The sequence below is a fragment of the Longimicrobium sp. genome (genome assembly GCF_036387355.1).
Classification (GTDB): domain Bacteria; phylum Gemmatimonadota; class Gemmatimonadetes; order Longimicrobiales; family Longimicrobiaceae; genus Longimicrobium.
The window spans coordinates 1-8,600 of sequence record NZ_DASVTX010000459.1 but is presented as its reverse complement, the minus strand read 5'-3'; the positions used below and the strand labels follow the sequence as shown (position 1 = coordinate 8,600).

General features: G+C 70.4%; 5 protein-coding genes. 1 reads left to right on the top strand and 4 read right to left on the bottom strand.

All coding sequences use genetic code 11. The features are described 5' to 3' along the window. Nucleotides 1-129: 129 nt before the first annotated feature. Nucleotides 130-990 carry an RNA polymerase sigma factor RpoD/SigA gene (locus VF665_RS19985; protein ID WP_331055227.1) on the bottom strand — a complete coding sequence of 287 codons (861 nt, stop codon included), beginning with the start codon at nt 988-990 and terminating at the stop codon, nt 130-132. Between the two features lie 305 nt (nt 991-1,295). Further along, on the bottom strand, nt 1,296-2,681 hold the full coding sequence (locus VF665_RS19980; RefSeq protein WP_331055226.1) for an amino acid permease: 1,386 nt from the start codon (nt 2,679-2,681) through the stop codon (nt 1,296-1,298). A gap of 384 nt (nt 2,682-3,065) precedes the next feature. Here VF665_RS19980 and VF665_RS19975 point away from each other — a divergent pair, with 384 nt between their 5' ends. After that, nucleotides 3,066-5,288, top strand: coding sequence for a S9 family peptidase (locus VF665_RS19975; RefSeq protein ID WP_331055225.1), 2,223 nt, complete (start codon nt 3,066-3,068; stop codon nt 5,286-5,288). Nucleotides 5,289-5,382: 94 nt separating this feature from the next. Here VF665_RS19975 and VF665_RS19970 read toward each other — a convergent pair whose 3' ends face one another. Beyond that, nucleotides 5,383-6,843: a S41 family peptidase gene (locus tag VF665_RS19970; protein ID WP_331055224.1), complete on the bottom strand. Its 1,461-nt coding sequence runs from the start codon at nt 6,841-6,843 to the stop codon at nt 5,383-5,385. Nucleotides 6,844-6,992: 149 nt separating this feature from the next. Then, complete coding sequence (locus VF665_RS19965) at nt 6,993-8,510, bottom strand: mercuric reductase (protein WP_331055223.1); 1,518 nt, start codon at nt 8,508-8,510, stop codon at nt 6,993-6,995. Nucleotides 8,511-8,600 lie beyond the last annotated feature (90 nt).

Below are 8,600 nucleotides of genomic sequence, written 5' to 3'. Positions count from 1 at the left end.
GCGCGGGAGGGGGCCAGGGCGGGTGCGCTCGGCGCGGCTGTGGCCAAAAAGGAGAGGGGGAGCGACGCTGTGCGTCGCTCCCCCTCTCTTTCGGGAGATGTTCGGACCGGCGGTGCCGGCCCGGCGGTCTCATGTGAGTGCCCAGAACCCTTCCAGGGCCGCGCCGTCGGGGCTCTCGCGGAGCTTCTCGAACGCGCGGTTCCGGATCTGGCGGATTCGTTCGCGGGTTACGCCCAGCATGGAGCCGATCTCCTCCAGCGTGCGCTCCTCGCCCTCGTCGAGCCCGTAGTACAGGTACAGGATCTTGCGCTCGCGTTCCGTGAGGTACTTCTCAAACATCTTCTCCAGGAACTCGCGGCGCGCCTGCGACTCCACCTCTTCCTCGATCTGCTCGCTCTCGCTGCCGGCAAAGCGCTCGCCGAAGCTGGCCGAATCGCGGTCGCCGCGGTCCAGCGGGGCGTCCAGCGAAAGCTCGCTGGCGGCCACGCGGCGCAGGGCGCGGATGGTGTCCACCGGCTCGCCCATGTCGGCCGCGATCTCCTCGTCGGTCGGCGAGCGGCCCATCTGCTGGGTCAGCGCCGTTTCCACGCGCGACAGGCGCACCAGGTTGGAGTTCTGGTTGAGCGGAATGCGCACGGACCGCGTCTGCTCGGCCAGCGCCTGCAGCACGGTCTGCCGGATCCACCACACGGCGTAGGAAATGAACTTCACCCCCTTGTCTGGATCGAACTTCTTGACCGCCTTCAGCAGTCCCTCGTTGCCGATGCACACCAGTTCGGCGAGGCCCAGACCACGGCCCTGGTACTTCTTCACGTACGAGATCACGAAGCGAAGATTGGCCGTCACCAGACGTTCGGCGGCCTGCTTGTCTCCGGCGCGGGCCTTGTGGGCCAGGGCGCGTTCCACGGCGGGATCGTCGATCAGCGGATACTTCTCAACGTCCTGCAGATACTGGTCGAACGAATCCAGGGCCCGTGAGCTCAAGAACATGTCGGCTCGTCCTATGGTAAAATGACGAGAGCAGCAAGCCTCGGTGGTGTGCGAGGCCCGCCGCTCTCAATTCACGCGCGGAGCGTTTTGGATTGGTCCGGGAAAGCTGTCATAACCGGCTAATGTAGACGGCTTGGCGTACAAAGTCAAATCTTTCCCGCGGGACCGGAGTACCGCGCGGATCGCTGGCTCTGATAGCCGTCAACGGCGATAAGGTTCCCCGGATCGGGCCCGAAAACGCGCGCCGGACTGGCCGCAAGATGCGCGCCGTATGTTCGGTTGTCCGCGCCGCCGGGCGCGCCCGCTCAGGCCGCGGCGCCGGAGCGCCGCTTGTACGCGGTCCACAGGTAGTACGCCGGAATGCCCAGCAGCATGATGCCGAAGCTGAAGAAGTTGTTGCGGGCGCCGCTGTTCCACGCCGCGTTCACCAGCATGCCGATGGCGGCGAGCAGAAAGATGGCGGGGACCACCGGGTACCCCACCGTGCGGTAGGGCCGCTCGGCGTCCGGGCGGCGGCGGCGCAGCACGTACACGCCCGCCACGGCCGCCGCGTAGAAGGGCCAGATGCCCAGGACAAAGGCTTCGGCCAGGCCCTGGAAGCTGCGCAGGAGCACGTACGACACACCCAGCCCCGCGGCCAGCAGAATGGCGGCGTACGGCGTGCGCCAGGTGCGGTGCACGGCGGCGATGGGGCGAAAGAAGTTGCCGTCCTCGGCCATCGCGTAGAAGATGCGCGGCCCGGTCATCATCGCCCCGTTCAGCGCGCCGAAGGTGCTGAGCATCACCATCACCGCCACCACCCCCGCGCCGCCGGCGCCGAACACCTTCTGCGCCGCGTCGGACGCCACCAGCTTGGAGGCGGCCATTTCATCCATCGACAGCAGGTACAGGTAGGCGGCGTTGATGGCCAGGTAGATGACGGCCACGGCCAGCACCCCGCCGATGATGGCGCGGGGCATGGTGCGCGACGGGTCCTTGACCTCGCCGGCCAGAAAGGTGAGGTCCGCCCAGCCGTCGTACGCCCACATCACCGACACCAGCGCCAGGCCGAACCCCACCCACGACGCCGGCGCGAACTCCAGGGGCCCCGCCAGCGCGCCCGTGCTGCCGCTGCCCAGCACGAAGGCGACCAGGGCCAGCCCCAGAATGGCGCCCACCTTGGCCACCGTGCTCAGGTTCTGCACGAAGGCGCCCCAGTTCACGGAGCGCACGTTGGCGGAGGCCAGCAGGATGATGGCGCCCGCCGCCACCCACTTCACGTAGTCCGCATGAAAGCCGAACAGGCGCGCGGAGTACTCGGCAAAGATGACGGCGATGGCGCCCAGCGCGGAGGGGCGGATGACCAGCAGTTCCGTCCACCCGAACAGAAAAGCGGGGAGCGGCCCGTACGCCTCGCGAAGGAAGACGTAGATGCCGCCGGAGCGCGGGAACATGGCCGCGAGTTCGGCGATGGTGAGGGCGCCCACGAGCGCGATGAGCGCGCCGGCCACCCAGATCAGGCAGAAGGCGCCGAGTGTCTCCACCCGTTCCGCGGTGCCGCTGGGAACGCGAAAGATGCCGCTGCCGATGGTGGAGCCCACCAGCACGGCGGCGGCGGTCCACACGCCCAGGCGGCGCGGCAGGCGGTCGGGCGCGGCGTCCAGCCGGTCGTTGGCGGCGCCGTCGTGCTCGGGGGATTCGGTGGATCGCATGGCCGGATGGGGCGCGGGAAGTGGCTGGGGGTTGGGCGGGAAGATACGGGGGGGAAAAGCGAGTACGAAAGTACGAGAGTACGAAAGTACGAAAGTGGGGTAGCGGCGCGGCCGGCCGCCCCCGCGCGTTCGCTTCGCATCTCCTCGATGGTATCGGTCCCCGGCCGCCGGCCAAGGAGTTCGTGCCCGGCGCGCTCTGCATTCTCGCGCCAGCATCCACATTCCCCCCCGCCCTTCTTTCGTACTTTCCACTTTCGTACTTTCGTACTTCCCTCCCGGAACCCCGCTGGCGCAACGCCGTACCATTCCCCAATATCCCGGCAGCCCGTCGCGGGCGCGTGAATGCCGCGGCCCGGCGTGATTCCGTCATCCGATTCCCGATCCATGACCAACACGTTCGCACCCCGCCGCGCGGTGCTCGGACTGGCCCTGGCGCTCGCCGCCGTGCCTCACGCCGGAGCCGCGCAGCAGACCGCCGCCGCGCAGGACCCCGCGCGGCTCTCCATCGAGCGCATCTTTGCCTCCAGCGACTTTCGCCTGCAGTCCCTGCCCGCCGTGCAGTGGATGAAGGACGGCCAGCGCTTCACCTTCGTGGGCCCCAACGGCGACCTGATGGTGGAGAACGCGGCCGACGGCACGCGCTCCGTGCTCATCCAGAAGTCGCGGCTGGTGCCCGCCGGCGCGCGCGAGTCCATCGACATCGAGGACTACAGCTGGTCCCAGGATGAGCGCAGGCTGCTCATCTACACCAACTCGCAGCCGGTCTGGCGCAGCAACACCAAGGGCACCTACTACGTGTGGGACCTGGACGCGCAGCGGCTCCGCCCCGCCTCCACCAACCCGGGCTGGCAGCAGTTCGCCAAGCTGTCGCCGGACGGCATGCGCGTGGGCTTCGTGCGCGACAACGACATCTTCGTGACCGACCTGGCCACCGGCGCCGAGACGCGGCTTACGCGCGACGGCAGCGAAACCATCATCAACGGCACCTTCGACTGGGTGTACGAGGAGGAGCTGGGGCTGCAGGACGGCTGGCGCTGGAGCCCCGACGGCCGGCGGATCGCCTACTGGCGCATCAACCAGGCGCCGGTGCGCACCTTCTACATGATGCAGGAAACGGACAGCCTGTACGCGCAGCCGGTGGCGCTGCGCTACCCCAAGGCGGGAACGCCCAACCCCATCGCGCGCATCGGCGTGGCGGACGTGGCCACGGGGCAGACGCGGTGGATGGAGACGGGCGCCGACAGCAGCGTGTACCTGGCGCGGATGGAGTGGGCCGCCTCGCCCGACGAAGTCATGATCCAGCGGCTGAACCGGCACCAGAACCGGCTGGAGGTCATGCTGGCCAACGCCGGCACCGGCGCCGCGCGCACGCTGTTCACGGAAACGGACAGCGCCTGGGTGGACGTGGGCGACGACTTCCACTGGATCGGCAACGGGCGCCAGTTCCTGTGGAGCAGCGAGCGCGACGGCTACAACCACCTGTACCTGTACAACCGCGACGGCTCCCTGGCCCGCCAGCTTACGCGCGGCCAGTGGGAGGTCACGAGCGTGCTGGGCGTGGACGAGCGGAGCGGGTACGTGTACTTCGGCGGCACGGAAGAGGGCCCGGCGCAGCGCCACGTGTACCGCACCCGGCTGGACGGCCGCGGGCAGGCCGAGCAGGTGAGCCGCGAGGCGGGAACGCACGTGGCGGCCCTGAGCCCGGCGGGAACGTACTGGCTGGACTTCTACTCGCAGGCCGGCGTGCCGCCCGTGATCTCCCTGCGACGCCCGGAAGGCACCCTGGTGCGCACGCTGGCCGACAACGCCAACGCGCGGCAGGCGCTGGACCGCCTGGCCATCCGCAAACCGGAGTTCTTTCAGTTCCGCACGCAGGACGGCACGGCGCTCAACGGCTGGATGATCAAGCCGGCGGACTTTGACCCCGCCAGGAAGTACCCTGTACTCATGTACGTGTACGGCGGCCCCGGCTCGCAGACGGTGACGGACGCGTGGGGCGGCGGACGGTACCTGTGGCACCAGATGCTGGCGCAGCAGGGCTACATCGTGGTGAGCGTGGACAACCGCGGCACCGGCGCGCGCGGCCGCGACTTCAAGAAGGTGACGTACCAGAACCTGGGCACCACCGAGGCGCAGGACCAGATTTCCGCCGCGCGCTGGCTGGCGGCGCAGCCCTACGTGGACGCGGGGCGCATCGGCCTGTGGGGGTGGAGCTACGGCGGCTACATGACGTCGTTCACCCTCATGCAGCCGGGCTCGCCCTTTCGCGCGGGGATCGCGGTGGCGCCGGTGGCCGACTGGGAGCTGTACGACACGATCTACACCGAGCGCTTCATGCGCACGCCGCAGGAGAACCCGGAAGGCTACCGCCGCAGCTCGCCCGTGGCGCAGGCCGCCAACCTGCGCGGCAAGCTGCTGCTGATCCACGGCACGGGCGACGACAACGTGCACTTTCAGAACAGCGTGCGCCTTGCCAACGCGCTCCAGGCGGCGGGCAAGCAGTTCCAGTTCATGGCGTACCCCAACCGTACGCACAGCATCTCGGGCGGGCGCACGAGCGTGCACCTGTACACCATGATGACCGACTGGATTCTGCAGAACCTGTAGTCCCCCGCCCCGGCGCTTCTCCGCCGCGGGCCGAAAGAAAGCCCCGCGCCGTGTGGACGGCGCGGGGCTTTCTTTCCGCGGATGGGAACCGCTCCTACCGGGCTCCCTCCAGCTGCTTCTGCACCGCGTCCAGCGGAAACAGGTCCGCGGGATCCAGCCGCACGTGCGGCGCAATGCCGTCCGGGTCCACGGGATCGGCGGGGAGGCGGCCGCTGCGCGACGTGGCCCAGCGCATCCGCACCACGGGGCACATGGTGGGCACGTCCGCCACGTTGGCGTAGTCCAGCACCCCCGCGGAGTTCTGCCCGAAGATCGTCACCTTGCGGCTCTGCTTTGCGGCCAGCAGAAGCTGCTCGCAGCTGCTGGCGCACCCCCCGTCCACCAGCATCCCCACGCGCGCGGGCATGGGGAACACGGAGTCGTATCCGCGCACGGAGGCGGCGCCGGCCTCCACCATCTCGCCGGGATGGCGGCGCATCTCTTCCGCCAGCATGCGCGAGCGCAGCCGCGACGCGGTGGAAAGCTGCGTATCCGCCGCGAACTCCTCGAAGTTGCGGATGTTGAGCTCCGACGCGCGAACCTGCATGCCCGCCGTCCGCACCGAGTCCGTGTAGATGAGCGGCAGCAGCGCCCCGTACGTGGCGTCCGCGCCGCCGCCGTTCCCTCGCAGGTCCACGATCAGGTTGGGCGTACGCAGGATCTCCTCGCGGTGCGCGGCGATCAGGCTGTCCATGCGCAGCCGCAGGCCCGGGTCCATGGACGGCATCTGCAGCAGCAGCGTGCTTGCGCTCAGCCGGCGGATCGCGGGGCCGCCGTTCTGCGTGGCCGCGTACGCCTCCGGCGCCAGGTCGCCCGGCGCGGAGGGATGCACGCGCACCCATCGCGCGGAGCCGGTGGTGAAGCCGAGAACGTTGCGCTGCATCACCGCGCGCCACGGCTGCTCGGAGTGGTCGCGCAGGTAGAAGGTGGACGCGTATCCGCCAGCCGGCTGCGGGCGCAGCCGTGCCTTCACCTGGCCGGGCATCCACCACACGCTGTCCGCCTTGAGGACAATGGCCGTCAGCTCGGCCGCGCCCGGGCGGCGCACCACGGCCAGGCGGTACTGCGCGCCCACGGCCTCGTAGATGCCTTCCGCGGGGTCCAGCCGGGCGCGGTTCTCGTCCAGGTAGCGGCGCGCCTGCTCCTCCGTCATGTCCACGCGCTCCCAATCGGCGAACCGCGCGCGCACCTGCTCCGGCGACTCGCCCGCCGCCTGCCCGCCGGAAAAGCTGGCCCCCACGTGGCCGTCGTTGAAGAAGCGGGTCCACTCCTGGATGGCGATGGCGCAGTCGCGGTCCGTGCGCGCCTGCACGGCCTGGGCGCGCAGCCGCGTGGTGGCGCGGTCCAGGCTGTCGCGCGTGGCGGCGGTCACCTTGTCGCCCCATCCGGAGTAGTTGTCGCGGATGAGGGATACGGCCTGGTCAAAGGTGGCCGGGCAGTCGCAGCTCTGCGCTCGTGCGGGCGCGGCGGCAAACGCCGTGGCGGCGGCCGCGAGAAGGATCGGTCGGATGTTCATCGTACGGATGGCGGGTGAAGAACGAACGGCGGTACTGCGGGGATGAGATGCGCGCGGCGGGCTGAACGTTTGAAGCGGAACGGCTCCCGGTCAAGTCTTGGGCCCGGTGCGCTCCCCATTCAGATCGCGTCCCGTACCGCCGGTGCGCGTCACCGCAGCAGGCGCAGGGCGACGGAGAGCGCGGCCTTGGCCGTGGGCGTCAGCTTGCCGCGCCGCCACTGGTCCGCGGCCTTGCGGATGGCCTCCGCCGTCGTGGGGTAGGGGTAGATGACGTCGCCCAGCTTTCCCAGCCCCAGCCCCGCCGTCATGGCCTGCGTCACCTGGCTGATGAGGTCGCCCGCGTGGTCCGCCACCATCGTGGCGCCCAGGATAGTGTCCGATCCCGCCCGGAGGTGCACGCGAAAGAAGCCCTCCGTTCTGCCATCCAGCCGCGCGCGGTCCACCTCCTCCAGCGGGATGGTGATGGTCTGCACCTCATCGCCGCGGCGTGCCACCTCCGCCGCGGTGATCCCCACGTGCGCCACTTCCGGCGAGGTGTACGTGGCCCAGGGGATCACGAGCGCGCTCACCTTGCCCCGCCCGCGAAAGAGCGCGTTGCGCACCACCAGCCGGGCGCTCGCATCCGCCGCGTGCGTGAACTTGTGCTTCGACGCCACGTCGCCGATGGCGTAGATGCGCGGGTTGGACGTGCGCATCCGGTCATCCACCGCGATGCCGTGCTCCCCTGTCTCCACCGCGGCGCGCTCCAGCCCCAGCCCTTCCACGTTCGCCGCGCGCCCCGTGGCCACGAGCAGGTGCGTGGCATTCACCGTCCGCGCCGCGCCGTCGTGCGTGATGCGCAGCACGAGGTCGCCCGGGCCGCCGGAGACAGAATCCACCCGCGCGGACGCCAGCACCTCCACCCCGTCCCGCCGCAGCGCGTCATGGACGATGCGCGCCGCGTCCGGGTCGTCGTTCTTCAGCAGCCGGCCGCCGGATTCCATGAGCGTCACGCGGCCGCCCAGCCGCGCCACCGCCTGCGCCATCTCGCAGCCGATGGGCCCGCCGCCCAGGATGGCGAGGTGCCCGGGGCGCTCCGTGAGCGAGTAGAACGATTCGTTGGTCAGATACCCGGAATCCGCCAGCCCCGGGATGTCCGGCACCGCCGCCCGGCCGCCAGTCGCGATCACCGCGCGGACGAACTTGAGCGTCGCGCCGCCCACCTGCACCTCGTCGCCGCTGGCGAACCGGGCGTCGCCCAGGTACACGTCCACGCCCAGATCGCGGAACCGCGCCGCGCCGTCCACGGGGCTGAGGTCCGCGCGAATGCGGCGCATGCGCTCCATGGCGGCGGCGAACGCTCCGTCCTCGGCAGGGGATGCAGCGCCGTCCGCGCGGGCATGGGCGGCGCGCGCGGCGGCCAGGATGGCCTTGGACGGAACGCACCCCACGTTCAGGCAGTCGCCGCCCATCAGCCCGCGCTCGATGAGGGCGACGCGCGCTCCGACCGCGGCGGCCACGGCGGCGGTCACCAGCCCCGCCGTCCCCGCGCCGATCACCACGAGCTGATAGCCGCCGCGCGGGGGCGCCGGGTTCGTCCACTCCGGCGGATGGACGGTGTCCAGCAGCCGGCGGTTGTGCGCGTCCAGCGGCTGCACCGCGGCAAGGGTCGTGGGATCGTGCGGCATGCGGAGCCTCGGCGGTGAGCAAGGAAAGGGGGAGGAGCCCGCTGGCCCCTCCCCCGTTGTGTTGTACGGAACCGGCGTGCGCCCGGCAAG